We start from the raw sequence: 25,704 nt of genomic DNA on the forward strand, positions 1-25,704 counted from the left end.
CATAGCCGCCCGCAGCGCAAATATCAGTGCTGCGCGAGTTCTTCATTCATGCTGCCCGTGCGGTACCCGCGAAGATCCAGCGAGGTGTACAAAAAGCCAATGCTCTTGAAAAAAGCCGCGGTTTCCTCCCGCAGATTGCGCGACAGCATGCGCGGGATATTCTCGGGCAAAAGTTCGATGCGCGCCATGTCGCCGTACGAGCGCACGCGCAGCTGCCGGAAGCCGCGTGCCATCAGGAATTCTTCGGCCTGATTGACGCGTTTGAGCCCGTCTGGCGTGAGCTCCATGCCATACGGGAAACGCGAAGCCAGGCAGGCAAACGACGGCTTGTCCCAGGTCGACAGCCCCAGCATATGAGAAAGGTCGCGGATATCCTGCTTATGGAGCCCGGCCTCATGCAGCGGGCTCACGATACCGAGCTCCCGCAGGGCACGGCGCCCCGGCCGGTAATCGCCGTCGTCATCGAGGTTCGAGCCGTCGACGACACAGGACAGGCCGTATTGCTGCGCCAGTTCCTTCATATGGGAAAACAGCGCATGCTTGCAGTAGTAGCAGCGGTCCGAGGGATTCTCTTTGACATGCGGCACTGTGAGGATGGGGAACGGCACACGGTGAAATTCGATGCCTTCCTTTTTCGTGAAGGCCGCAGCCTCTTCCACGTCGCGCTGCGGCACGAAATCGGACGCAGCCGTGAACGCCACGGCTTTTTCACCGAGCACATCATGTGCAACCTTGACGAGAAAGGTCGAGTCCACGCCGCTCGAGAACGCGACAGCCACGCTCCCGAGGCTGCGCAGGATATCCTGCAGCTTCTCATATTTCTCAGCCAGCTCCGGACGAATTGGTTCTTCCATGGATATTTCTCCTCAATAATATAAACAAACGCGATGATGATGAATCTCAGGCCTGCGGCTTGATCAGACCATTCTGATAGGCCAGCAGCAGATTGTAAAGATCCGTGATCTCATCCTGGATGGCACAGCCCTGGTCCGTATCACCGACCGTGTTGTGGCAGGACTGGAGCTCGAGGGTCTCCGACACCGACTCGATATCGTGATTGGCCCGCAGTGCCTCCCGGACATCGGCAATCTTCTGATGCTGCAGGAGCCGGAGGCCGCGGGAATTGGAAATCAGGGTGTAGCCGGAGATGCCTGTCTTGCTGTGATAGGCCCGGCAGAAGCCGCCATCGATGATGATGGCCCGGCCGCCTGCCTTCACGGGGCTCTCCCCCTTCTTGACCTTGACCGGCACATGACCGTTGATGATGTGCCCGCGCTGCGGGTCCAGGCCGAATTCCTGCAGGACATGCTCACAGCATTCCACGGTATCGATATAGCGGAAATACGGGTCGGACGGCTCCTTCCAGGTGCTTTCATCGGGAATCAGAGCCCGCTCAAACGTCTTGAATTCGCGGCCCGAGAGCGGCGACAGGCGCCCGCACCAGAGAAAGTACATGAAGTCGAGGGCTTCTTGCCCGCCGTGCAGCCAGGCCGAGCGCGCCATCTGCTCGCAGAAATCGAACCAGCTGCGCCCGCGGTATTCCCTGCCCGCATACACGATGGTGCGGAAGCTGCCGTCTTCGTTGAGCGGCACGCAGCCATGGAAGAGCAGATTGCCATTGCAGCGCAGGTACATATTGCCCTTCTGATAGAGGTAATCCACATGACGGTGCAGTACCGTGCTCTCAAGGAAGTACGAGCGCAAATCGGCGATGATGGCCTGCTCGGCCTCCGTAAGCGCATAGACATCGGTCGTCGCGTTCGAGGTGTCAATCGTCGGGAAATACGCGCTTTCAAGCTCATACCGTTTCCCGTCGCCGAGCTCCGCATACGAAGAACGAAAATCGATCCGGTCGAGCAGGCGGCGGCTCTGCATCTGGAAATCCGGGCAGCGGGCGATGAGCTGGCCTTCCAGCTTGAACATCATCATCGTGATGGCCCGTTCTGCCGCCTTGAGCGGTGCCTCATCGGGGTAAATGCGCGCGGCAAATGTCGTGAGCGGCCGCAGGCTGATGCCGTAGCCGCGTTCGAGTACATCGGTATTGTGATAGCGCAGGGAATTGCGCACAACCGTCGCAATGCACGCTTCGCTGCCGAGCGCCGCGCCCATCCAGAGCACATCGTGATTGCCCCACTGGATGTCGACCGCGGGGTGCTGCATCAAAAGATTGAGGATGGCATCGGGCCGGTTGCCGCGGTCGAAGAAATCGCCGACGATATGCAGCCGGTCGACGGCCAGCCGCTTGATGAGCACCGTGAACGCCTCGATGAATTCCGCGCCGCTGTCAATCTGGACGATGGTGTTGAACAGTTTCTTGAGATAAATGAACTGCGCCTGATCGGCCTCCGGCCGCGTATTCATGAGCTCGACGATGACCGAGGCATACCGCTGCGGGATGAAGCCGCTGACCTTTGAAACCGGATATTTATAACTCATGAGCTTGGCGAGTTCCAGCAGCCGCGCGAGATTCTCCCGGTACCAGGCCGGCGTCGCCCGCCGCGACTCGCGCATCTGCTCTATCTTTTCCTGCGGATAATAAATGAGCGTGCAGAACTCCGCTTTCTGCTCCTCCGTCAGCCGTACGCCGAAGACGTAATCGACCTTTTCACGGATAACGCCAGAGCAGTTGTTGAGGATATGGAAGAATGACGCGTATTCGCCGTGCAGGTCGCTCATGAAATGCTCGATGCCCTTGGGCAGCGAGAGGTAAGACTGCAAATAGATGAGTTTCTCGTAAACGGCTTCCTTCGTGGGATATTTCTCTGCCATCAGGCGCAGGATCTTGCTGACTTTCTTGCCGGTGTTGGGATCGTTCAGATACATCATGCTGCATCGCTCCATTCGCTAGAAACAGTTTCTACCCTATCTTATGCCACTTCTATTTGATTCCATCCAAGTCTTCCACCCGGATTTCAGGCCATGTACGTGCGCAGTCCGTAGCAGAGCAGCACGGCCGCAATCGTGAATAGGTATTCCGCTACGGATCCCACCTGGAAAAGCCGGATGCCAATCTTTTGATACGGGGTCAAAAACGGCACCTTGCCGCAGACCGCATCCTCTGCGATATGCAGCAGGGCGCCGACGCAAAGGAAGATACCGATGCGTGAAAGATCCGTCATGGGAAGATTCGCCAGTGGCTGCGTCTCCCAGTGCAGGATCAGCCCGATGATGCCGAGATACAGGATGGGCCAGTGCGACCAGCCGCGGTGGCGGCTGCGCCAGCGCCAATAATTGCCGGAGCGCGGATTACCCTCCACCTTGTCCGGCAGGATAGCCCCCGCCATGCTGTAAATCGTCAGCAGCATATCATCTGTCGCGGCATAGACGATCACGCCCGTCAGCACCTGGTGATTGACCCATTTCATAAAAAAACGAAACCCCTTCCTTCTCATTTTCTTCTTTATCCAATCTTATCACAATCCTTGCACAAAATCGACGAAATTTATCGTCCGGACTGCGTGCCACAAGCCTTTTCCCAGTCCCCTTGGACGCGGGCAGGACAGTATAGTATAATGAATTGGTAATAACAGCACGCAGTACAAACGAAATGGAAGGACTAGAATGGACGACTATACTTGGAAAAAAACGATACGCAGGCGGCGCATCCATCGGAACCGGCAAGTCTTCGGGCTCGTCGTGCTCCTGATCATTGCCGCCATCGCGGGCACAGCCTGGTATTTTTACAACCAGCGCCACTCGCCTTCATACGCCCTAAAGGAAATCCAGACCTCCATCGAGAAGCACGACGCCGATACATTCCGTCATTACGTCAATCTCGACCTCCTGACCTCGCGCGCCTACGACGACCTCACGGCCGATCTCTTTTCCTACGACGCGACGCTGACCGCGGCCACCAAGGCTTCCTATGAGAAATTCTACATCATGGTGAAGCCGCAGCTCACGAGCGGTACAGAAGATACTATCATGCGCCGCGTGGCAGACGGCAGCTGGACAATGCCCGAAGGGACCGATATTCTCAAGGGACGCCAGCTCGGCATTGACTACGAGCGTTTCCTCGAACGCACGCAGATGCGTCATACCTCCTTTGTTCAGTTCGGCAAGGTCGAACGCGACGGCACGACAGCCACGGCGAAGATGACCATAAGGGACGAGGACACCCAGACGGAGTTCACGCTGGAGCTCGCGATGGAGCAGGCGGCCGATGGCCATTGGCAGGTCACCTACATCAAGAATTACCGCGCCTACCTCGATGCCGTCACTCCGCTGCACAATAACGACATCGCCCAGTACATCGACAGCACGAAGGATATCGTCGCGGCCTATAACGAAAAATTCGAAGCATACAAGCAGCGCTTCACGGCACTTGCGAGCGCCGGCCCCGGCAATTTCACACCGGCCCAGAAACAGAGTCTCACGGCCCTTTTGCAGCAGGAAGTCATCCCGGCCCTGCAGGAGCGCCAGCAGAAGCTCGACGCCATCGACGTCCCCTCAGGAGCCCGCTACCTCGCTTCGCAGCGCCAGCAGGCCACCGCGATCACGATTGAAGCCTGGCAGCACTTCCTGCAGGGCATCTCCGATGACAACCCCGACGAGTTTGCCAAGGCCGAAAGCCTGCACAAGGAGGCCCTGGCCACCGACCTGCGCGTCGATGACATCATCCGCCATACGGCCGTAAGCCGCAACATCCCGAATCTGCCATAACCTGTATTAAAAAAACTCCGCTCAATCCGGGCGGAGTTTTTTCGTTGATGGTATCAGTCGCTGTCCTTATGGATCTTGTACATGGCCACATACATGGTCGGCAGCACGAGCAGAGTCAGCACGGTCGCGACGAGCAGGCCGCTGGCGATGGCGACGGCCATCGGGCCCCAGAAAGTGCTGGCCATCAGCGGCATCATGCCGAGGATAGCGGCCGCAGCCGTCAGCATGATAGGCCGGAAGCGCAGGACGGCCGAGTCGACGACGGCATCCCAGGGCGATTCGCCGTCGGCCAGATGTTTCTGAATCTGGTCGATGAGGATGACGGAGTTGCGGATGATCATGCCCGACAGTGCCAGGACGCCGAGGATGGCGACGAAGCCCATGGCTTTGTCGAGCAGCAGCATGCCCGCCGTCACGCCGATGATGCCAAGCGGTGCCGTCAGGAGGGTCAGCACCATGTCCCTGGCATTCCTGAGCTGGAACATCAAAAGCGTCATGATGAGGAAGATCATGACCGGGATGGGCTTGACGAGGTACTTCATCGAGTTGTTGCTGTCCTCAAGGGAACCAGCCTCCTCGATGGAGCAGCCGAGCGGCAGATCCTGACGCAGCGTTTCCGTGGCGTCGTACGCCTTCTTTGTCGCGTCGTTGGCCGTGCCCTCATGGACATCGGCGTAAACCGTCACAGTCGGCATGAGGTTGCGTCGCTTGATGAGCCCTTCCTCCGCATCGTAGGAAATCTTGGCGATCTGCCCGAGCGGCACATAGCCGGCCTGGCCGAGATAGACGGGCAGGTCCTTGAGTTCGGCGAGGTTGCTGCGGTCGACGGCCGCGAGGCGCAGGTCGATGTCGATCGTGCGGTCGCCCGTGTAGAACTCAGCAGCCTTGGCTCCCGTGACCTCCGTGTAGATGGTCTTGGCGACAACCTCAGACGAGATGCCCAGCGAGCGCAGCTTGTCCTGATCGAGTTCCAGGTGCAGGACCTTGCTCTTCTCGCCCCAGTCCATGCCGATGTTGTAGTTGTTCGGGTCCTTGGCCACGATGTCCGCGACATCCGCCGCGATCTCCTTGGCCTGCTCCACGGTGTAGCCCGTGGCCCGCAGCATCAGCGGATGGTCGGCCGGTGGCCCCGTCTGGATGTACTGGATATTGCCGCGCACATCCGAGAACTCATTCTGCAGAGCATTCTCGAGCTCCTGTTTGAGCGCTTCACGCGCCTCGGTATCCTTGGCCACGATGACGAACTGCGAACAGTTGTCGGCCGAGGCCTTCGGATCAACGGTCAGCACGAAGCGTGGCGCATACTGGCCGACGTAATACGAGTAATTTTCCAGCTTATCGCTGTGCTCCTGCAGGAACGCCGACATGCGGTCGCAGACTTCCTGCGAAGCCGCCATTGAAGAGCCATTCGGCAGCTGCAGCTCCACGAGGATTTCCGGGCGCAGCGACGGCGGGAAGAATTCCTGCTTGATGAATTTCATCATGAACACGGAAACGGCAAAGACGCAGGCCGTCGTGACGAGCACGAGCTTGCGGTGCGTCATGAACCAAGTGAGGATCTCGCGGAACCAGGTATAGAACCGGCTCTGATACGGATCGATCCTGCCTTCCGCATCCTTCTTGACGTCCACGCGAATCAGATAGTAGCCGTAAAGCGGCGCCACCATGACCGATACGATCCAGGAGAGCAGCAGAGCCGTCCCGATGACGGGGAAGAGCGCACTGCAGAACTCACTCGCCATGCCGTCGGCAAAGGCCACGGGGATGAAGCCGCAGCATGTGATGAGCGTGCCGGTCAGCATCGGCTTGGCCGTCGCCCGAAAGGCGTAGCAGGCCGCATCGAAGCGGTTGAGTCCCATCTCAAGCTTGACGCTCATCATCTCGACGGCGATGATCGCATCGTCGACCAGGAGGCCCAGCGCGATGATCAGGGAGCCCAGCGAAACCTTATGGAGATCAATGCCCGCAGCATACATGACGACGAAGACGCCGCAGAGCACGAGCGGGATGCAGCCAGCCACGACGAGGCCCGTGCGGAAGCCGAGGGACAGGAAGCTCACGGCCAGCACGATGACGATGGCCTCAACCAGCGTCTTGACGAAATCGTGGATGGATTCATCGACGACGCTCGGCTGATCCGATACCTGGTGGATCTCAAGGCCGACCGGCAGATCTTGCTGGATTGTGCCGATCAGGGATTTGAGGTCCTGTCCGAGCTTCAGGATGTTGCCGCCGTTTTCCATCGAAACGGCGATGCCGATGGCCGGTTCACCGTTGTAGAACATCTTCGGCTCCGCCGGCTCCTCGTAGCGCCGCTCCACCTTGGCGATATCGCCGAGCCGCAGGATCTTGCCGCCTGCATTCACGGGCATCTGGCGGATGGCCTCGACATCATCGAACTGCCCCGTCACACGGATGTAGACATTGTCGGTATCCGTCTCGATCTCACCAGCCGGCGTCATGGCATTCTGCGAGGAAAGCGCATCGGCGATGACCTGCGGACTGATGCCGAGCTCCGCGAGCTTCGCGCGGTCCATCTCCACGTAGACCTTCTCTTCCTGCACGCCGATGAGCTCGACTTTCTGGACGCTGTCGACATTGAGGAGCAGCCGCCGCGTCTTTTCCGCCTGCTGGCGCATCTCTTCATACGAATACCCGTCGCCGGTCACGGCGTAGATGGAGCCATAGACATCGTCGAAACGGTCATTGTAATACGGGCCGTAGACGCCTTCCGGCAGATCTTTCTTGATGTCCTCACAGAGATTGCGCACATCCTTCCAGGTATCCCGGATCTTGGCCTTCGGCAGCGTCTCATCGAGGGAAATGTAGATGACGGTCTGCCCGTCGCGCGTCTCGCTCTTGATGTAGTCGAGGCCCTGCGTATCCTGCAGGCGCTTCTCGAGCTTATCCGTGACCTGGTCCTGCATTTCCTGGGCTGTCGCGCCCGGCCAGACCGCCGAGATGACCATCTGACGGATCGTGAACTGCGGGTCCTCCATGCGGCCGAGCTCATTGTAGGCAAAGATGCCGCCAATGGCCGTCACGATGATGAAATACCAGACGAGAACCTTGTTCTTCAGAGAGACTTCTGTCAGATTTCTCATTGTCCCGCCTCCGTCCGCACGGCCTGGCCCTCACGCAGCTTGTGCACGCCGGCCGTGACCACGAGGTCTGTCGGCTGCAGGCCGTGGACGAGCACGGTGTTATCGCCAAAATCCTCGACCTCGACGGATTTGAGCTCGACCGTGTCGTCATCCGTGACGACCCAGACCTGCGGCGTATCGCCCGTCTGGTAGATGGCGGAAAGCGGCAGCACGGCCCCCGGTGCCGGCGCACCGGCATATCCGCCAGGGTCACGCTTGCCGTCATGCCGAGCTGCATGCCTTCGGGCGGCTGCGGCACGGAGACGCGCACCTTGTATGTGCGGGAAGCACTGTCCGCCATCGGCGAGATTTCGCGGATCACGCCGTCGGCCGTCGTGGAGAGCGCCCAGAAGGAAACCGTGGCCGGCATGCCTGTCTGGATGCCCTGGATGCGGTTTTCCGGCACGTTGATCTCAATCTCGAGCTCGCTGGTCTGCACGAGCGTCATGACAGTCTGTCCGGCGGCGACCACCTGGCCTTCCTCCGCCGCAACCTGGGAGATGACGCCATCCGCGCCGGCCGTCAGATTCGTATAGCCCACGGCGTTATGTCCCTGGGCAGCGGCCGCGAGAGCCTGCTGATATGTGGCAAACGCCGCATCGTAATTGGCCTGATACTGGTCGAGCACGGACGCCGCGACGGCGTCTTCCTGATAGAGTTCGCTGTAGCGGGCTAAATTGCGCTGAGCCAGGTCGAGCTGCGCGCGGGCCTGCGATACCTGCGCATCGCCCTCATTGGCCTTCTGTACAACATCCTTGGCATTGATGACCATGAGCACATCACCGGCACTGACCCGGCTGCCCGCCTGGACATTGCGCGCGAGAATCTGCCCGCCGACCTGGAAGGAAAGGTTTGTCTCATAGCGGCCGCGCACGGTACCTGAGTACGTGTCCTGATTGTTTTCCGTGCCGCTGCCGGCCTGCTGGGTCTTGACGAGCGGCGCCTTATCCGCCTGCTTGGCATCTTTGCCGCAGCCCGTCAGCAGTGCACAGGCCATGGCCAGCAGGAGCAGCAGGACGATTCCCTTATTTTTCCCCAACATGTTTCCCTCCAATCGGATGGTCAGCCGGTATATCCTTGGCCAGCTGCGGGATATCCGCGCTGCAGGCCCGCGCCACGAGACGGTCGAGCCCGCGCACGATCGTATCGACTTCCGCAGGGTCCATGCCCTCCACGAGGTAATCGACCCAACGCTGGATAATATTGCGCAGGTATGTGTGCTGCTCACGGCCATACTCCGTCAGATAGACGTGCTTGGCCCGCTTGTCATTCGGGTCCTGTTCGCGGTAGATGAGGCCCTTCTGCTGCAGCATGTTCATCGTGCGCGTCACGACGGCCTTGTCGAGATATAGCATCGCCGCCAGCTCATCCTGGCGCGCGCCCTCATGATCGAAGATCCGCAGCAGCATGACGTTCTCAGAATACGTCAGTTTCAGTTTGGCACTGGCCTCAACGACAAAAATCTGAGAACGCCGGTGCAGCACCGAGAACCAGCGCCCGATATTGATATACTCATCCATGATAATTCCTCCCCTCAAAAGCATGCATCCGCCTATCCCCTGGCAGATTTTCATTGCTTCCTCTTTGATTAAGTTGATTCAATCAATTATCATACATGCCCATTGTAGCATATTGGAACACCATGTTCAACAGAAATACGGTATACATAAAGAAATGTCATGTATTTTGCGACGCTTAACGTGTATAATGGAAACACTAGCATCGAAACAAGAAAGGGGACCTTTCATGCCTTACCCAAGAGTCGGACACATCAATTTCCTGAATGTACTGCCGCTTTCCTGGAGCTACGCACACGGCGCGGACCGGGAACTTGCGATCACGCGTGGCGTGCCCGCCGTGCTCAATAACGACATCATCAATCACCGCCTCGATGTCAGCAATGTCTCGTCCATCGTCTACGCTCGTCAGAGCGAGGAGCTCGTCGTACTGCCGGATGTCTGCGTCTCGACGGATGGCGACGTCGAAAGCATCCTTCTGGTTTCACGCAAGCCGATTGAAGAACTCCAGGATGACAAGCTCATCCTCACGGCAAAATCCGCCACGTCGCACTGTCTGCTCAAGATCATCCTGCGCCTCGGATACGGTGCCATCCCCAATTATTATGTGCGCCACATCACCCCTGAGGACCCGATTCCCGAGGACGCGACGGGCTCGCTGCTCATCGGCGACGATGCGCTCTGGCTCTACTACCACCGGCAGCCTGGCTATTACTACTACGACCTGGGCCGTGAGTGGAAGAAGCTCACGGGCAAGAAAATGGTCTATGCGCTCTGGGTGGCCAGCAGGAAATTCGCCGAAGAATCCCCTGAACTCCTCCAGCTCGTTTACGACCGCATCCACCATGCCTTCGCCACGGGCCTGACCCATAAAAAAGAGGCCATCGAAGCCGTGCTGCCGCATAAGCCGTTTACCTACGAACAGCTCGACCATTATCTCGGTCCCACGATCCGCTGGGAACTGACCGACGAGTATCTCGACGGGCTCAGGACCTTCTACCGGCTCGCACATGAGATGAATCTCATCGACCACGTGCCGGAGATTCGCCTGGCACATGTACGCCGCTGATGCCAGCCGCCTCGGCCGGCAAAACAAAAAGGGTGAACTCACTTGCCAATCGTGAGCTCACCCATTTTTTTACGCCTCTGTTTTCGCATGCAGCAGCTTGGCCTTGACGATGCGGCGCACCGATTCATTGATGCGGTCTTCCGAAATCGTGCCGTCCTTCACGGCATCCAGCAGGCCGAGGTAAACGTCCGTCTCATGCTCGTACTCGTGGCAGACCATGACGACGTCGGCACCGGCCGTCACGGCACGCACGCCGAGCTCACGGAAGCTGTAATGCTTCGCGAGCGCTCCCATCTCCGTATCATCCGTAATGATGAGGCCACGGTAGCCGAGCTCGCCGCGCAGAAGATCCGTCTGAATGGCCTTCGAAAGGCTGGCCGGGTTCTCGGCATCGTAGGCCGGATAGCGCAGATGCGAGACGAGGATGAAATAATCCTCGGGCTGGCGTTCATCGATGATGGCCTTGAACGGCAGGAGGTCACGCTTCTCGAGCTCCTCCTTCGAAGCCGCGATCGTAGAGATGTCCTGATGCGAGTCCACCGTGCCGCGGCCGATGCCCGGAAAATGCTTGAGGGCATACATCACGCGGTTCTTCTCATAGCCCTGGGACGCCGCCTGCACGAACTTGGTCGTCTGCTCGCCGTCAGGACCGAAGGAGCGTGCATCGCTATCGACATCGGCCACCGGCGCGAAATTGACGTTGAAACCCAGCTTCTTGAGTGCCACGGCCGTCTTGTCTGCCGAATCCTCTGCCTTCGTCACTTCGCCGGTCTGGCCGATTTCCCGCTGCGACGGCGGCGGCGTCAGGAAGCTCTTGCCTCGCACCACGTCACCGCCCTCCTCATCGACGCCGATGAAGAGCGGCACCTTCTGCTCGGCCTGCGCTTGCAGATCGGCGATGAGCTTCTTCGTCTGCTCAGCCGACTCCATATTGCGGTCAAACAGGATGATGCCGCCCATATGGTATTGATGCAGCATGTAGAGGCTGTCATCATTGACTTCCGTGCCCTTGACGCCAATCATGACCATCTGCCCGACTTTCTCCGTCATCGACATCGAAGCGACGATGTCATCGACCTGTTCATCGAGCGTCTTTTCCTCCGCGGCCTGTCCCTGCTCCCCGGCAGAATTGCCGCAGCCCGCCAGCATCACCGTCATCATCGCGATGGCAGCCAGCAGTGTTCCCCAGCGTTTCTTGCGATTGCGCATCCTTTTGTCCATCCTCTCTTTGCTAGTCGTATTCTTCTGCTTTACCGGCTGCTGCTCAGCGCATGCACCTCAGTTCTGTTCCGAGGCACCTGCCAGTGCATCGCCGACAAAACGGAAGGACGCCGTCATGAGCAGCAGGGACGACATCACCGTTTCCTCCACCGACGGAACCTCCAGGCCACCCATCGCTTCACTCAGCGCCTTCAGCTGCAGCGGGTTTTGATCCATCAGTGGGTAGATGCTGCCGATGTAAATCATGATCGTGATGCAGAAATGGCAAAAGGCTTCATCTTTCTCCTCCGGGCATTGTCCGCGCAGGATATCACAGAACGTGGGAAAAGCCTCGTACATGATGCGCTTGAATTCCAGGATGTTCTCATAACGCGAATTCTGCTCCAGCGTAATATGCAGGGAAAACAGCAGCAGCATCTTCTTGTGCGTCAGCACATGCGTCGTCAGCCGCTGGCAGAATTCGTGCTGCGTGATGTATTTATCCTTCGGGAACATGTGCCTGACATAGTCGTAGAATTTCTCGACATGTATGCCGAGCAAATCGAGCAGGACTTCTTCCCGCGACCGGTAATACGTATAAATGGTCTGGCGCGTAAAGGAAATCCTCTTGGCTATCGTCGAGAACGTCACCATCTCCAGTCCGCCCTCCACGAAGAGGTCCCAGGCAGCATCGAGGATCTCCTGCCGCCGTTCTTGAATCTGTTCCGCTTTGCGTGCACGTTGAAATGACATAAAATTCCCTCTTTACTAACATAAAATTACGTCTATCATTATAGTATAGAACGTCCTCTTGAACAAGGTTTCCTGCCATGCATCGACGTGGCATTCTGTTCAAATAGCAGACGTTTCGCAAACTAATAGTTGACATTTAGCAAATTACATATTACTATAACATTAACAGCGTGATACAGGTTAAAAATCACCCATCACTAAATTGCCAGTAAGAGGCAAAACTCGTGAACACATCTTCTTTTCTTTCCCTCATGTCGTTCACGAGGCGCTTCTTCTCTCATAACCATTCTTACTATTTTCTATGCATTTGCTCCTGGATTTTTCCAGGAGCTCTTTTTTTGTCTGGCCATCCAATATAGACAGGATTATTAAAAATTCAATACAATCTATAATACAAATCTAATCGTTTAATAATGGACACTTTGCAAACTATGGATTAAGATAAGCTTAGTAGGATGTTCAAAAGAAGACCAAGGAAACATGGACACTTGTGAATGCTTTTGAATCTCCTGCAAAACTAACCGTTTTATCTTTATTTTAGGAGGAGATTCTCATGAAAAAGACTCTCGTATCTGCTTTGACGACGGCTCTCGTCGTCGGCGCTGCTTCCACGACGTTTGCAGCTGCCAACCCGTTCTCCGATGTACCGGCTGATCACTGGGCATATGATGCTGTATCCCAGCTCGCAGCTGACGGCGTCATCGAAGGCTATGGCGACACGACGTTCCGTGGCAATCAGAACATCACGCGTTATGAAATGGCTCAGATGATCGCCAAGGCTATGGCCAAGAGCGATGTCTCCGCTGCTGATAAGGCCCTCATCGACAAACTCGCTGCTGAGTTCTCCGATGAGCTCAACAACCTCGGCGTCCGCGTCAGCAACCTCGAGCGCAATGCCGACATGGTAAAATGGAACGGCCAGGCACGTTACACGTACCGCAGCCTCCGCGCTGAGGATGCAAACAAAGACGGCCACAAGAACCGCACGAACTCCGATAAGCTGCTGTTCCGTCTCGAGCCGTCCGCTGAAGTCAACAGCAATTGGCATGTAAATGCCCGTCTCGATGCCACGACGGAGATGTCCGACGATAAAGGCTCGGGCACTAACCATGATGAAGAGCAGGTTAAACTGCAGCGTATCTACGCACAGGGCAACTACGGCAACTTCCAGACGCAGCTCGGTAAGTTCGGTCTCTACACGCCGGAGCAGGGCCTCGTCTTCGATGATGAGCTCTCCGGTGCCAACGTATCGTTCGGCAAAGATCTCAAGGCTACGCTCTATGCTGGCCGCATCGACGTCAGCGATGACAAGGGCCTCTACAACGGCCTGGATAAGGATGATGCTGCCAACATGCAGGGCATCACGCTGCAGTATGCATCCCCGGCCAGCAAGTGGACCGGCGGTGCCGCTTACTATCATCTGAATTCTGACGCATTCAAGAAGGTATATGAGGAAGGCGCTAAAGCAGTTGGACTGAACGGCAAAGATCCGTATACGAACAGCAACGACGAGGATAACGCCAACATCTGGTCTGCAAACCTCGGCTACAACTTCGATGGCACGAGCCGCCTGTTCGCCGCTTATGCCAACAACACCACGGCTGACAACCTCGACAAGTCCTGGCAGGTTCTCTACAACTACAAGGGTGCTCAGGCTGAGAACAAGGGCACGTGGGGTGCTTATGCCGCTTACCGTTACCTCGGTACCTACACCTCCATCTTCGGCACGGAAGATGCTCAGGTAGTCGGCGCTAAGGGCTGGGAAGTCGGTGCCAACTACGCTCCGTTCCGCAACGTAGTCGCTACGGCCAAGTACTTCAACGGCAAAGGCATTGATTCCGACCGCGATGTAGATACGCTCTGGGGTCGTGTCCAGTTCTTCTTCTGATTTGACAAATATCTGATCAGACATACAAAGTCCCCCGGACATCGGATGGAAACTCCGATGTCCGGGGGACTTTTTTATTTCGATGAATCGCTTATTTAAAGAACATCGCGTAATAGCCCGCCACGAAGATGTAGAGCACAATGAGTGGCAGGATCCAGGTCACGTAGAAGCGGATCCATTTCGGGAACTTCATGCCGTAGCCCGTATCGGCTTCCTTGATGAAGTTATCCCAGCCCCAGCCGTAACGGCTCGTGCAGAACGCCAGATAGACGAGACTGCCGAGCGGCAGCAGGTTGTTGCTGACGAGGAAGTCCTCGAGGCTCAGTACGTTGGATCCCGGCCCGAACGGCGTGAAGCCGCTCCAGAGGTTGAAGCCCAGCACGCAGGGCAGCGAGAGCAGGATAATGACGAGGATGCCCCAGCGGATGATGACCTTGCGGTCCTTGCGCAGAAGCTCCAGGAAGCAGCAGATGAGGTTCTCAAAGACGGCAATGACCGTGGACATGGACGCGAACGCCATGAACAGGAAGAACAGCGCGCCCCAGAGATGACCGAAGGCCATATGGTTGAAGACGTTCGGCAGGGTCACGAACAGGAGGTTCGGGCCGCTGCCGGGGTTGACGCCATAGCTGAAGCAGGCCGGGAAGATGATGAGACCGGCCATGATGGCGACAAACGTGTCGAGGATGATGACCCAGACGGCCTCGCCCGTCAGGCGCTTCGATTTGCCGATGTAGCTGCCGAAGATGGCCAGGGCGCCGATGCCGAGACTCAGCGTGAAGAACGCCTGCCCCATGGCCGCAAAGACGACTTCCTGTACGCCGTATTCCACGACCTTGTTGAAATCCGGATACAAATAATACTTGAGGCCGATCTCGCTGTTCGGCAGCATGATGGAATTGATGACGAGCACGGCCATCAGCAGGAACAGGCAGAGCATCATCCACTTCGTGATGCGCTCGACGCCGGCCTCGACACCGAGATAGCAGACGCCGCCGCAGAGCAGCACGACGAGGATCATGCAGCCGGCCATCGTGACGGGATCGGCCAGAAGGCCGCTGAAGACGGCACCGACACCGTCAGCGTCGAGCCCGTCAAAGGCCCCCGTCGCCATCTTGTAAAGATAGTAGAACATCCAGCCGGAAACCGTCGTGTAGAACATCATGAGCAGCAGATTGCCCGCGATGGCCCCGTACTTGTACCAGTGCCATTTCGTCCCCTTCGGTTCCAGCACGTCGAAGGACATCGCGGCACTGCGCACGCTCGCGCGGCCGACGGCAAACTCCGCGACCATGATGGGCAGGCCGAGGATGGCCAGGAATACCAGATAAATCAAAACGAATGATGCGCCGCCATAAAGTCCCGTGATATAGGGGAAGCGCCAGACATTACCGAGTCCGATGGCACAGCCGGCCGATACCAGGATAAAGCCGAGCCGTGTCGAGAAACTCCCGCGTGATTCCAAATTTCTCCCTCCATTTATAAGAAATACTTTTTTCTACTGCCGGCCACCCTTACAACGATACAAAGTGACCAGTGTATACCTATTCATCTTACTCTACCAGATGATTTTTGTCCAGTCAGCAAAGCCCCGTGGATGCTCTTCAGACACGAAAAGGGCCGCGGGCGCCAAGCCGTATGACTTGGTGCCGCAGCCCTTATGGTCTGTCAGATTATGGACAAGGCCACAGATCAAAGTACCTTCTGCAGGTAAGCCTTGATCTCGTCGCCATCCTCCATGGCCATGACTTCGCCAAGGATTTCCTTGGCCTTGACGGAGCTGATGGAGCGGATCTTCTCCTTGACGCGCGGGATGGACGGTGCGCTCATCGAAAGCTCGCTGATGCCCATAGCCATGAGCAGGACAGCTGCATTCGGGTCCGAAGCCATCTCGCCGCACATGCCAGCCCAGATGCCGTTCTCGCGAGCGCTCGTGATCGTGCGCTGAACGAGGCGCAGCACAGCCGGGTTGAAGTGGTTGTAGAGATAGGAGATGTTCGCGTTGCCGCGGTCAACGGCCAGCGTGTACTGGACGAGGTCGTTCGTGCCGATGGAGAAGAAGTCGACGTACTTGGCGAGGACCGGCGTCATGATGGCAGCAGCCGGCGTCTCGACCATGATGCCCACCTGGACATCATCGGAGTATACCTTGCCCTCGTGCGTCAGCTCGAGTTTGGCTTCCTCGATGAATTCCTTGACCTTTTTGAACTCCGCCACGTTGATGATCATCGGAACCATGATGGCAGCCTTGCCGTAAACACCGGCGCGCAGGATGGCCTTGAGCTGCGGCAGGAAGAGGTCGCGGCGCTGCAGGCTGATGCGGACAGCACGGTAGCCGAGGAACGGGTTCTCCTCCGTCGGGATGTTGAGGTACGGCAGCGGTTTGTCACCGCCGATATCCATCGTGCGGATGACGCAGAGCTTGCCCTGGCATTTCTCAACAGCTTCCTTGTAAGCCTTGAACTGGTCTTCCTCCGTCGGGATTTCCTGACGGCCCATGAAGACGAACTCCGAACGGAACAGGCCGACGCCCTCTGCACCGTAGTTCAGAGCATTGTCGACGTCCATGTGCGTGCCGATGTTGGCCATGAGGTCAATCTTGACGCCATCCGTCGTGACTGCCGGCAGATCCTTGAGGGCTGCATAATGAGCAGCGAGCTCCTTCTGCTTGATGATCTTCTCATCGTAGCTCGAGATTTCCTCAGCCGTCGGATTGATGATGATGACGCCGCGCTCACCATCCATGATAACATGATCGCCATCTGCAATCTTGTCGATGCGGTCCTCTTTGTTGAGGCCGACGATTGTCGGGATGGCACGGGCCTTGGCGATGATGACGGCGTGTGCCGTCGTGCTGCCGGAGCCCAGGAGTACGCCGGCGATTTTTTCCGTTTCCATGCCGGCGATGACCGACGGCTCAATCTCACGGCCGCAGAGGATGACCTTCTCGTCGCCGATTTCCGGTTCCTTGACGCCGAGGATGTACTTGGCAACGCGCTTGCCGACATCGCGCAGGTCAACGGCGCGGGCAGCGAAATACTCGTCGTCCATCTGCTCGAACATCTGAGCCTGTTCCTCAGCTGCCTTGAGCACGCCCTGCGGAGCATTGCCGAGCTCATCGATCTTGGCGAGGATGTTCTCGCTCATCATCGGATCCTGCACCATCATGCGATGTGCTTCCATGATGGCAGCCTGCTCCATCATGTCCTGCTTCTTGAGCTTCTCGATGCTCTCGCGCAGCACTTCCGCAACAGCCGTCAGAGCATCTTTGGCCTTTTTCTTTTCCGTCTCTTTGTCTTCCGGCTCATAGTTTACCAGATAACCGTCCAGATTCTGGCCTGCGAGCATGATTTTGCCCATCGCAATACCGGAAATGACACCTTTGCCACGAATAGTTTCTGACATTTTCCTTTTCCCCCTGAAAAATAGCCTTCCACCGGGTCCGGAGGAAGGCCACCTACTTTTTGTTGCCGAACGGATTATTCTTCGCCGAACTTGGAAGCGATGAGATCCTTCAGAGCCTTGACTGCCTCAGCCTCATCCGGGCCATCTGCGATGATCGTGACTTCCGTGCCCTTTACGAGGCCCATGCTCATGATCATGAGGATGCTCTTGGCATCGATCGTCTTGCCTTTAGCCTGGAGCTGAACCTTGGACTTGAACTTCGTAGCCGTCTGAACGAAGATGGAAGCCGGGCGGGCATGGATACCAGTCTTGTTTTCAATCGTGATCGTTTCCTGAGTCATTACAATCTCTCCAATCTTAAAATGTAACACCTAAAACCTGAATGTTTCCCAACCTGTTCCAACAGGTCTATAATCAGCACTTATAATTATTGCAAGACTCGTGCCAACTTCTTTATACTGCTGGACAGATTATTTTATTTTTGCCCTAAACCCTTGTGGCATAAGGGCTCAAGGGGAAAAATCTTTTTTCGTCTTTGGTATTGTTCCAATTTTATCCCAAACGTTTCGCTTGCGGTTATGGTAAAATTTACCAAAATCAAGATTTTTGTTGGTAAAAATTTCCCACAATTGGTAATTTATACCAAGCCGTATTTCCGCGCCTTGGCGGCCACGGTTTTATGGCTGATGCGCAGGAGTTTTCCCGCCGCATTGAAGCTGTTGCACTGGCGCAGAGCATTGGCGATGATCTGCTTCTCGTATTCCTCCCAGGGCAGGATCGTGTCGTCAGCGATGTTCTGGACCTCGCGCCCGGCAATCTCGCCCTTGATGTAGGAAGGCAGCACGGCTTCGTTGATCTCCTCGGTATCCATGAGCGTGATCACGCGCTCGATGACGTTCTCGAGCTCGCGCACATTGCCGGGCCAGCGGTAATGCATGAGCATGCGCATGGCCTCCGGCGTGATGCCCCGCACGCGCTTCTGCGCCTCCGAGCTGATCTTCTCGATAAAGTGCTCGACGAGCAGCGGGATGTCCTCCACGCGGTCGCGCAGAGGCGGCAGCAGGATGGGGATGACGTTGAGCCGGTAGTAGAGGTCATCGCGGAATTCCCCAGCCTTTACCATCTCCTCGAGGTTGCGGTTCGTGGCCGCGATGATGCGCACATCGACATGAATGGTTTCCTCGCCGCCCACGCGGTCAAATTCCTTCTGCTGGATGACGCGCAGCAGCTTGACCTGCATGTTCTTGTCGAGGTCGCCGATCTCGTCGAGGAAAATTGTCCCGTGATTTGCGAGCTCAAACTTGCCGAGCTTGCGGCGCACGGCGCCCGTGAAGGCGCCCTTTTCATGGCCGAAGAGCTCGGATTCGAGCAAGGCGCCCGGGATTGCCCCGCAGTTGACGCGGATGAACGGGCCGCGGCGGCGCGAGCTCGCATAGTGGATGCCCTCGGCGATGACCTCCTTGCCCGTGCCGCTCTCGCCGCGCACGAGCACATTGGCACCGGAATCCGCGGCCTTGGACGCCAGGGCCAGCACGTCGATGACCTTGCCGCTCTTGCCGATGTAATTGGAGAAGGCCTGCGCCGTCTTCTTTGTGCGCAGGAGTTCCTGCTCGAGGTATTCCGCCTTGGCCGATACCTGGCTCAAGCGTTCCATCAGAGTCTGGATTTCCGTGATATCCTTGATGACTGAGACGACGCCGGCAATCTCCCCGTCGACAAACAGCGGGTTGACGTTCGCGACGACCGTCGTGCCATCTTTCTTGTGGCTGATGCTGCCGATGCGCGCCACGCCTGAGCGCAGCACGCCCGAGCGGTTGCCGTTCGGAGCCGTCTCAAAGACGTTCTGCCCGATGACCATTTCCGGCGTCTTGTGCACGATGCGCAGGTAGGAGGGATTGACGTATGTGATCTCTCCCGTGCGATCCACGACGCAGATGCCATCCTGCACGGCCTCCAGGATCAGCTGCAGGCGTTCCTGGATCAGTGCGTTCTCATGCAGCAGCTTGTCCACACCGTGGATTTCCGCCGCCTCATGCATCTCGAAATTGCCTTCGAGGAAACGCACCATCTCGAGCACGGCCTGCCGGCCGTTGTCGCCTTCGGCCGAGACAAAGACCGAGTCGCCGCGGTTGACCTTGAGCGCGATGAGCTTCATGAGGCTGTGCATCTCACAACGCTCACTGCGCGCGCTGCGCAGGAACAGATGGCAGTCGTAGCGCTTCGACAGTTCCTGCGCCCGCTGCACGATCATGGCCGCCACGCGGGCATGGATGCCGCCCTCATCATGGATGACGGCTTCCTTTTCGTATATCATGGTAATCGTCCTTTCTGATAGTTTCTATTATACTATAAAACGATACCAAAATCTTCTCCCATCGCGCAGAAATCAGATTTTCTCTTTCGATTTTCCGATGCAAATTCAATACGAACGATCAAAATCGAATACATTACCATGCCAGCAATCCCATTTGCATACAGTCAGATTCGCATCATAGACAAATATTCGAGAAAAACAAAAAAGGTGTTGACAAGTTTACATGGCAGCGTTATGATAGGACACGTAATCAAGAACAACAGTCCTTACATCGAAAACAGCCGATGACAGGAAAGAGTAAGTTTCCCACGCTGATGCATAGCGAGCCGGGTATGGTGAAAGCCGGAGATGAGCAGGAAGCCGAAAATCATCCTCGAGGTATGGCGCTGAACCAAAAGTAAGCGGCCACGACTGCTCCCCGTTACAGGAGCCGCGTATGATGGTACGTCGTGAATCGAATACCTGAGTACGTTAGAGCGTCGTGCTTTTGCACGGAACTTGGGTGGTAACGCGGAAATCAAATCCGTCCCTTTCAAAGGGACGGATTTTTTATTTTCAGCAAAAGCTTTTATTCTTTCTATTTTCCCTGGAGGTATCATTATGGAACACGCAGCAAACGTTGATTTCGCACGACTAAAACGGGCACGTGACTGGCGCATCGTCCTGCCGGTCTTCCTCGTCTCGATCATCGCCTGCATCGACCGCGTCAATCTTGCGTATGCCAAGCTCACGATGACGGCCGATCTGCCGTGGATCACGCCGGAAGTCTTCGGCATGGGTGCCGGCATCTTCTTCGTCGGCTATCTGATTTTCGAGATTCCTGGCTCACTTGTGGCGTCACATTTCTCCGCTACGAAGTGGATCTCGCGCATCATGTTCACCTGGGGACTTGTCTGCATCTTCATGGCCTTCGTGACGACGGAGTTCCAATTCTTCCTCTGCCGTTTCCTGCTTGGCGCCTCGGAAGCCAGCCTCTACCCCGTCATCTACTCGGTGCTCTTCCCGCGCTGGTTCACGGCAGGTGAAAGAGCGCGCGCCACGAGTCTCATGCTGACGTCGCTGCTGCTCTCGAACATCATCGGTGCACCGCTTGCCGGCGTACTGCTTGAAAGCTCCTTCTTCGGCATGCACGGCTGGCAGGAACTCTTCATCCTCGAAGCCATCCCGGCTCTCGCCTTCGCTATTTTCTTCTTCTTCTGCGTCAAGGATCGTCCGGACCAGGTTGGCTGGCTCACGGATGCTGAAAAGGAATATCTGACGGACAACTTCAAGAAAGAACAGGCTGCCATGCAGGCCCGCAAGAAATACACGGTTCTCCAGGCCTTCCATGATCCGAAAGTCCTCAAGCTCTGCCTCATCTATTTCCTCTGGGTCGTTGGTTTCTGGGGCTTCTACTTCTGGATGCCGACCGTTCTCAAGGAACTCTCCGGCCTCTCCACGTCCCTGCTCGGCGGTGCAATCGCCATCCCGATGACGGCGGCTCTCATCGTGCAGCTCATCATCAGCAAGACAGCTACGAAGACGGGCGATAAGGTCTGGCATGTAGCCGGCACACTCTTTGTCGGTGCTATCGGCCTTGGCCTCTCCCCGTTCGCTCAGAGCCTGCCTGTCGCACTCGCACTCGTCTGCCTCTCCGCTATCGGCATCCACGCCGCCATGGGCGTCTGGTGGACGATCCCGACGACGTTCCTCACGGGTCCTGCGGCTGCTGGTTCCGTCGCTCTCATCAATTCCTGCGGCAATCTCGGCGGCTGGGTCGGACCGAACATGATGGCTTGGGTCAAGGTCAACACGGGTTCCTTCGCTGCCGGCTACTACATCATGGGTGCGGCAATGCTCATCTCCGGCCTGCTCGTACTGACTATCCAGTACAAGCTCAACGGCCAGCGCAAGGATGTCTTCACTGCCGAAAAGGTACAGGCTGAAAACGCCAAACTCGAAGCCGAGGCATAATCCTTATGAACTTGCGGTTCACCTGACAGGTGAGCCGCTTTTTCTATACGGCACGGCATAATAATACCCCTCAAACAGGGCAGTTTATATTACTGTCCTGTCTGAGGGGTATCGTATTATTTTTTTTAGAATCCTTATAACAGATTCTTATTGACTTTAACGACGACCTTGCGGACTGTCATCGGCTTGCCCGATGCGCAGGCCGGACGATGTACATCCTCGGGGAAGAAAATGCTGAAGCAGCCGGGGCGAGCCTCGATGAAGCTCTCGTTCTCCACTTCCTTGTAGAAGATCAGGTCGCGTTCATCAAAACGCTCTGCCACTTCGTAATTGCCCGTATCCGGCGTGAAGCCCAGCTTCTCCTGTCCGGAAGCCAGAAACTGCACATCAACGAACTTCTCATGAACTTCGGGGCGCTGCTCCTCAACGGGCTTCGTCTCTGCATCGAAGACCTGTGCATAGATGTCCTTGCCCTGAATCTCATAGACGCCCGGCTCCATCTTCGTGAAGTCATGGGCTTTCAGATAGTCAAGAGCCTTCTCGATGGCCGCTGGAAAGGCAACGCTTCTCTTATTTACACCGATTGATGAAAAAATCATGCTATCAATCCTCCCACCTCATTTTAACAGATGCTGACGCAGGGCCGCAATGCCGCGGATGTCGTCCGGCGTCGTGCGGCAGCAGCCGCCAATGAGGCGCGCGCCGGCCTCGTACCACTGGCGCACATAGCCGTGATACGGCACCTCGCTGCCGTGCCAGGTCTTGGTCACGGCATCGTACGTCTCACCCGTATTCGGATAGACGACAACAGGCTTGGCCGTATGCGCGTGGATGCGTTTGACCAGCGATGCCACATACTGCGGCGCCGTGCAGTTGACACCGATGGCAGCCACCTGCGGGTTCTTGTCGAGCAGCCGCGCACAATCCGCCACATCATCGCCGCCGCACGTATGCATTTCATCGGCACAGGAGAAGGATACCCAGGCACCGGCTTCCGGATGATGCTTGAGGTCATCGAGCACGGCGAGGGCTTCTTCGAGCAGCGGCATTGTCTCAACGGCAAGGATATCGGGCTTGGCCCCGACGAGCAAGCTCAGCCGCTCGGCATGAAAGTCAGCGAGTTCCGCACGGCTCACGCGGTAATCGCCGCGATACTCCGAGCCATCGGCCAGATAAGCCCCGTAAGGGCCGACGGAAGCAGCCGCGAGCGGCCGCGGGCGATCCTTGCCTACAGGCTGCGTCTGCAGGAAAATGTCCCGCGCCTGCTGCACGAGCTGTACGGAGCGCACGATGAGCTCCTTTGCCTGCTCACGCGTGAAGCCCTTCTTCTCAAAGCCTTCGACCGTCGCCTGATAGCTCGCACTCGTCGAGACGTCGGCGCCGGCCGCATAGTAATCGTAATGGACATCCCGGACGAGCTCAGGCTGCTCAAACAGTGCCTTGGCCGACCAGAGCGCATCATTCGTGTCGAAGCCGCGCCGCGCGAGCTCCGTACCAAAAGCACCATCAAGCACGATCAGAGGATACTTCTGCAGATACGATTCAAGCACATTCATTCGTCCCATCTCCTTCCCCACCTATCGTCATTCATCCTGAAGCAGTTCGGCCGGCGGCTCCTTGCCGAACCATTTCTTGTAGATTTCCGTGAATTTGCCGTTCTTTTTGATCTTGGCCAGACCATCATCAATCTTGTTGAGCAATTCCGCATTGCCCTTGAGTACGGCAATGCCGAGATCCTCGCGCGTCAGGGCGAGTTCTGCCGTGCGCACTCCCTGCCCACCCGTATGGCTGACATAGTATTCATTCGTCGGGATATCGTTGATGACGGCATCAACGCCGCCGTTCTGCACCTCGAGAAAGGCCTCATTGATGGCATTGAACACGCGGACATTCGCTCCCGGAATCTTGCGGGCAGCCTCCTCACCGGTCGAACCAATGGAAACGCCGAGCGTCTTGCCCTCGAGGTCCTTGGCCATATGGATCGTATCGTTGTCCGCCTTGACCACAGCACCGAGGCCGGCGATGTAGTAACGCTTCGAAAAATCGACATTCTGACGTCGTTCGTCCGTGATCGTGATATCATTGATGGCCACATCGATATCATGTGACTGCAGAGCCGGGATCAGGCCATCGAAGGAACGGTTGCTGATCTGGACCTCAAAGCCTTCCTCCTCACCGATGGCGCGGATGATGTCGACATCGTAGCCGACGTAATCCTGCGTGTCCTGATCCTGTGAGCCAAACGGCGGATAGCTCGCATCCATGCCCACGCGCAGAACCTGCTTGCCGGAAGACGCATCCGACCCCGCATTACCGCCGCACCCCGCCACCAAGCCCCCCGCGAGGAGCAACAACCCCAGCAAAGCAAACCATCGTTTCATATCGCACGCACCTTCCCGTTTCTATCGTCAATAATCATGTAACTATGTAAACACTTACGATCAGTCTACCTTACAAAAGTATACTTTGTCAATATGTTTTCCTGTATATTCTAAATCCATCCTATTTATGTTCTAAAAAAAGTCCCTGCGAACATTTGCAGGGACTTTTTAGAAATAGCATATGCAGTTTAAAGAGCTGCGACGAGGGATTGGCCGAGGGCTTCGCAATTGGCGAGATCTTCGTCGGAAGGAGAATTCTCAACGGCCAGGCCGTCGCCTACGAGTTTGGCACCGTCGCCGCGCGTGCGCTCGGCCCACTCCTCCATCCAGGCACCACCGCCCCAGCCGTAGGAGCCGAACAGGCCGACGGGAATGCCAGAGAGCTTATCTTCGACGGATGCAAAGAACGGCTCATAGGAACCTTCTTCAAGAACCTCATCGCCCATCGCCGGACAGCCGAACAGGAAGCCGTCGTATTCGCCGAACTTCTCTGCCGGGAACGATTCGACCTCAAAAAGATCCACCGCAGCACCGGCTTTCTCTGCACCAGCCTTGACAGACTGCGCCATTTCCTCCGTATTGCCCGTACCGCTCCAATAGATGACTGCTACTTTGCTCATGGTAAAACCTCCTGTTTTGACTATTTTCTACGAAATGGCCTGCACGAGATCCGGAAATGCACACCCCTGCTCAAGGCGGAAACAGAATTCCTCGCTGCAGCGGGCGTAACGCGCAAAGAGCGCTCTCGTTTCCTGTTCATTCGCGTAAACCTTCCAATAGCCACTATAACAAAAATTTTTTCCCTTGTATGTGATAAATCCTACAACATCTTCGACCGGGTAGTCGAGAAAGAGCCCGATTTCATGCGGAAAAGATTTTTGCAGGCGCATGCGGGCCTGCAGATGTTCGAGACAGCCTTGAAGGCTGCTCTCACGGGTATAGCCGTACTGCGCGAGCACGGCCCAGGCCGCTTCATCCTGCAGCCGCCGCCATAGCACAGCCGGGCGATAGAACAGCAGGAGCACGAATTCCTCCCCCTCCACCACGCGGAAGACCTCAATGCCCTTGCAGTTCAGGCACGGTTCATACTCGGCCAGCAAAGCATCGAAGTCCTCAAAAGCGCTGCGGCGAAACGACAGCAGACAGGCTGCCTTGATGCCGACAAACAACGGTGCTGCATGAAAGCCGAGCAGCTGCTCGAATCCTTTCCGCCCCAAAATGATCCCTCCTCAACAAAAGCCAATCATCAGCCAGGATTTTCCCTGTTCGTATTATATTGCAATTAATTCTCATTTGCAATATATCGCGAGAAATTTTTCAGGAATGTGTGACAGGTGTCTAGGAGTCGAAGACATTTGATGATATAATGTTTCATATGGTGTATGGAATGTGCCAGCCTGTTATTGACAAGCCATTCTA

General features: G+C 56.6%; 20 protein-coding genes, 1 pseudogene and 1 other annotated feature. Of the genes and pseudogenes, 4 read left to right on the forward strand and 17 right to left on the reverse strand.

Going from position 1 to position 25,704, the window contains the following annotated elements; genetic code table 11:
- Window positions 1-23: 23 nt before the first annotated feature.
- From larE to DWZ54_RS01805, 3 genes are all read right to left on the reverse strand, one after another.
- Window positions 24-854: an ATP-dependent sacrificial sulfur transferase LarE gene (gene larE / locus DWZ54_RS01795; RefSeq protein WP_118474255.1), complete on the reverse strand. Its 831-nt coding sequence runs from the start codon at window positions 852-854 to the stop codon at window positions 24-26.
- Between the two features lie 46 nt (window positions 855-900).
- The gene (locus tag DWZ54_RS01800; protein WP_118474330.1) at window positions 901-2,823 is read right to left on the reverse strand and encodes a fructose-1,6-bisphosphatase; all 1,923 of its coding nucleotides are present in this window, start codon (window positions 2,821-2,823) and stop codon (window positions 901-903) included.
- A gap of 89 nt (window positions 2,824-2,912) precedes the next feature.
- On the reverse strand, window positions 2,913-3,365 hold the full coding sequence (locus DWZ54_RS01805; protein ID WP_118474256.1) for a metal-dependent hydrolase: 453 nt from the start codon (window positions 3,363-3,365) through the stop codon (window positions 2,913-2,915).
- 196 nt (window positions 3,366-3,561) lie between these two features.
- Between DWZ54_RS01805 and DWZ54_RS01810 the strand changes: the two genes are divergently transcribed.
- Window positions 3,562-4,662, forward strand: a complete 1,101-nt coding sequence (locus DWZ54_RS01810) for a hypothetical protein (protein WP_118474257.1) — start codon at window positions 3,562-3,564, stop codon at window positions 4,660-4,662.
- A gap of 53 nt (window positions 4,663-4,715) precedes the next feature.
- Here DWZ54_RS01810 and DWZ54_RS01815 read toward each other — a convergent pair whose 3' ends face one another.
- The 3 genes and pseudogenes from DWZ54_RS01815 to DWZ54_RS01825 all read right to left on the reverse strand — a co-directional run bounded on the left by DWZ54_RS01815 (window position 4,716) and on the right by DWZ54_RS01825 (window position 9,325).
- Window positions 4,716-7,766, reverse strand: a complete 3,051-nt coding sequence (locus tag DWZ54_RS01815) for an efflux RND transporter permease subunit (protein WP_118474258.1) — start codon at window positions 7,764-7,766, stop codon at window positions 4,716-4,718.
- Window positions 7,763-8,847, reverse strand: a pseudogene (locus DWZ54_RS01820) (efflux RND transporter periplasmic adaptor subunit). Before DWZ54_RS01820 ends, DWZ54_RS01815 begins: the two are co-directional and overlap by 4 nt.
- A complete protein-coding gene (locus tag DWZ54_RS01825) occupies window positions 8,831-9,325 on the reverse strand; it encodes a MarR family winged helix-turn-helix transcriptional regulator (protein ID WP_118474259.1) in 495 nt (164 codons plus the stop codon). Before DWZ54_RS01825 ends, DWZ54_RS01820 begins: the two are co-directional and overlap by 17 nt.
- A gap of 226 nt (window positions 9,326-9,551) precedes the next feature.
- Between DWZ54_RS01825 and DWZ54_RS01830 the strand changes: the two genes are divergently transcribed.
- A complete protein-coding gene (locus DWZ54_RS01830; protein ID WP_118474260.1) occupies window positions 9,552-10,391 on the forward strand; it encodes a menaquinone biosynthetic enzyme MqnA/MqnD family protein in 840 nt (279 codons plus the stop codon).
- Window positions 10,392-10,460: 69 nt separating this feature from the next.
- Here DWZ54_RS01830 and DWZ54_RS01835 read toward each other — a convergent pair whose 3' ends face one another.
- Together DWZ54_RS01835 and DWZ54_RS01840 are read right to left on the reverse strand one after the other, a co-directional pair.
- Entirely contained in the window at window positions 10,461-11,600 is a 1,140-nt protein-coding gene (locus tag DWZ54_RS01835; RefSeq protein WP_199663163.1) for a glycoside hydrolase family 3 protein, read from the reverse strand.
- A gap of 69 nt (window positions 11,601-11,669) precedes the next feature.
- Window positions 11,670-12,344: a TetR family transcriptional regulator gene (locus DWZ54_RS01840; protein ID WP_118474262.1), complete on the reverse strand. Its 675-nt coding sequence runs from the start codon at window positions 12,342-12,344 to the stop codon at window positions 11,670-11,672.
- 553 nt (window positions 12,345-12,897) lie between these two features.
- On the opposite strand from DWZ54_RS01840, the gene DWZ54_RS01845 reads away from it, so the two are divergent.
- Window positions 12,898-14,232, forward strand: a complete 1,335-nt coding sequence (locus DWZ54_RS01845; protein ID WP_118474263.1) for an S-layer homology domain-containing protein — start codon at window positions 12,898-12,900, stop codon at window positions 14,230-14,232.
- Between the two features lie 91 nt (window positions 14,233-14,323).
- On the opposite strand, the gene DWZ54_RS01850 is transcribed toward DWZ54_RS01845, so the two are convergent.
- The 4 genes from DWZ54_RS01850 to DWZ54_RS01865 all read right to left on the reverse strand — a co-directional run bounded on the left by DWZ54_RS01850 (window position 14,324) and on the right by DWZ54_RS01865 (window position 19,951).
- On the reverse strand, window positions 14,324-15,697 hold the full coding sequence (locus tag DWZ54_RS01850; RefSeq protein WP_118474264.1) for a sodium-dependent transporter: 1,374 nt from the start codon (window positions 15,695-15,697) through the stop codon (window positions 14,324-14,326).
- 227 nt (window positions 15,698-15,924) lie between these two features.
- Complete coding sequence (gene ptsP / locus DWZ54_RS01855; RefSeq protein ID WP_118474265.1) at window positions 15,925-17,637, reverse strand: phosphoenolpyruvate--protein phosphotransferase; 1,713 nt, start codon at window positions 17,635-17,637, stop codon at window positions 15,925-15,927.
- A gap of 74 nt (window positions 17,638-17,711) precedes the next feature.
- Complete coding sequence (locus DWZ54_RS01860; protein WP_118014579.1) at window positions 17,712-17,978, reverse strand: HPr family phosphocarrier protein; 267 nt, start codon at window positions 17,976-17,978, stop codon at window positions 17,712-17,714.
- A 296-nt stretch (window positions 17,979-18,274) separates the two neighbouring features.
- Window positions 18,275-19,951 (reverse strand): sigma 54-interacting transcriptional regulator, encoded by a 1,677-nt coding sequence (locus DWZ54_RS01865; RefSeq protein WP_118474266.1) that lies wholly within the window; start codon window positions 19,949-19,951, stop codon window positions 18,275-18,277.
- Window positions 19,952-20,226: 275 nt separating this feature from the next.
- Window positions 20,227-20,485 (forward strand) — a binding site (T-box leader).
- Between the two features lie 66 nt (window positions 20,486-20,551).
- Between DWZ54_RS01865 and DWZ54_RS01870 the strand changes: the two genes are divergently transcribed.
- Entirely contained in the window at window positions 20,552-21,904 is a 1,353-nt protein-coding gene (locus DWZ54_RS01870; RefSeq protein ID WP_118474267.1) for an MFS transporter, read from the forward strand.
- Between the two features lie 134 nt (window positions 21,905-22,038).
- Here DWZ54_RS01870 and DWZ54_RS01875 read toward each other — a convergent pair whose 3' ends face one another.
- The 5 genes from DWZ54_RS01875 to DWZ54_RS01895 form a co-directional block, all read right to left on the reverse strand.
- Window positions 22,039-22,503, reverse strand: a complete 465-nt coding sequence (locus tag DWZ54_RS01875; RefSeq protein ID WP_118474268.1) for a YhcH/YjgK/YiaL family protein — start codon at window positions 22,501-22,503, stop codon at window positions 22,039-22,041.
- 18 nt (window positions 22,504-22,521) lie between these two features.
- Window positions 22,522-23,460, reverse strand: a complete 939-nt coding sequence (mmuM, locus tag DWZ54_RS01880; protein WP_118474269.1) for a homocysteine S-methyltransferase — start codon at window positions 23,458-23,460, stop codon at window positions 22,522-22,524.
- A 27-nt stretch (window positions 23,461-23,487) separates the two neighbouring features.
- Window positions 23,488-24,285 (reverse strand): basic amino acid ABC transporter substrate-binding protein, encoded by a 798-nt coding sequence (locus tag DWZ54_RS01885; protein ID WP_118474270.1) that lies wholly within the window; start codon window positions 24,283-24,285, stop codon window positions 23,488-23,490.
- Between the two features lie 188 nt (window positions 24,286-24,473).
- The gene (locus DWZ54_RS01890; protein ID WP_118474271.1) at window positions 24,474-24,905 is read right to left on the reverse strand and encodes a flavodoxin; all 432 of its coding nucleotides are present in this window, start codon (window positions 24,903-24,905) and stop codon (window positions 24,474-24,476) included.
- Window positions 24,906-24,932: 27 nt separating this feature from the next.
- Window positions 24,933-25,502 carry a DUF3793 family protein gene (locus tag DWZ54_RS01895; RefSeq protein ID WP_118474272.1) on the reverse strand — a complete coding sequence of 190 codons (570 nt, stop codon included), beginning with the start codon at window positions 25,500-25,502 and terminating at the stop codon, window positions 24,933-24,935.
- Window positions 25,503-25,704: the final 202 nt, after the last annotated feature.

It is taken from the genome of Mitsuokella sp. AF33-22, assembly GCF_003475755.1.
GTDB lineage: Bacteria > Bacillota > Negativicutes > Selenomonadales > Selenomonadaceae > Mitsuokella.